The organism is Odoribacter sp. N15.MGS-14 (genome assembly GCF_000980245.1).
In the GTDB taxonomy this organism is placed as follows: Bacteria; Bacteroidota; Bacteroidia; order Bacteroidales; family Marinifilaceae; genus Odoribacter; species Odoribacter splanchnicus.
In genome coordinates, this window is the sequence record NZ_LARE01000169.1 from 1 (window position 1) to 943 (window position 943).

General features: G+C 40.3%; 1 protein-coding gene. It reads right to left on the minus strand.

Going from position 1 to position 943, the window contains the following annotated elements; translation table 11 throughout:
* Window positions 1-528: 528 nt before the first annotated feature.
* Window positions 529-943 (minus strand): group II intron maturase-specific domain-containing protein (locus WS34_RS14875; protein WP_286693828.1); only part of this gene is annotated, 415 nt, incomplete at its 5' end.

Sequence of the window (943 nt, forward strand, 5' to 3'; positions counted from 1 at the left end):
CAGGCTTCATCCGCAAAAGATGAAAAACACATCAGTCAAAATGTTTCAGAACGTCCGCTTCGTTTCGGAAAGCGGCTGCAAAGGTAAGGACTTTTTCATTACTTCCAAACTTTTCAAAAGAAATTTTTGAAGTTTTTTTTCAGAACCTGACCAGGGCAATATCCTGAAGAACTCTGCACAACATAAAAACCTGTAAACCAACCCATCATACCCTCTCACCTCCTCCGTTTGTTCAATACATCGGTTCCTGATTGCGGCTGCAAAGATAGAAACATTAATATCCCATTTCCAAATTTTTTATATACTTTTTTTCAAAAAAAATTCAATAACACACACAACAAATTGATAACCAGCAATTTTACTTCACAAAATTATTACACACAAACCTACGTTATAGAGTATCCCATGCTTTAAAAAGGGAGAAGAAAGGAGAAAAAATCGAGTGGAAGAAAACGAAGTAATTTTCTTCCTACTTTCGTTTTCCGACCTCTCACACCACCGTACGTGCCGTTCGGCATACGGCGGTTCCTATTTTGGGCACCATTTGAGATAGTAGTCCATCAGTACCACATAGCCAGCCTTACGCAGCATATCATTAGACATTGCAGAGGTTACCAGTCTGCTGTTTGCCACACGCCAATAACCTAGACGAGTGTTTCCCCGCCAGTCAAGAGCACCACATTTCTTTAAGTTGGCCACTCTAGTCTTGACATTCTTCCATGATTTCCAAATACACATGCGTATACGTCGCCTTAACCATTCATCGGTTTCAATACAAAGACGTTTTATTTGTGCAAGGCGGTAGTAGGCAATCCATCCTCTTATGTAATCCTTGAGTTTCTGTTTCCTGATATCATAGCCCCAACCGTTACTGCGACTTGTCAACTCTTTGAGTTTCGATTTCAGCTTATTTTTGGATTGGGGATGCACTGTTAGGAGACAT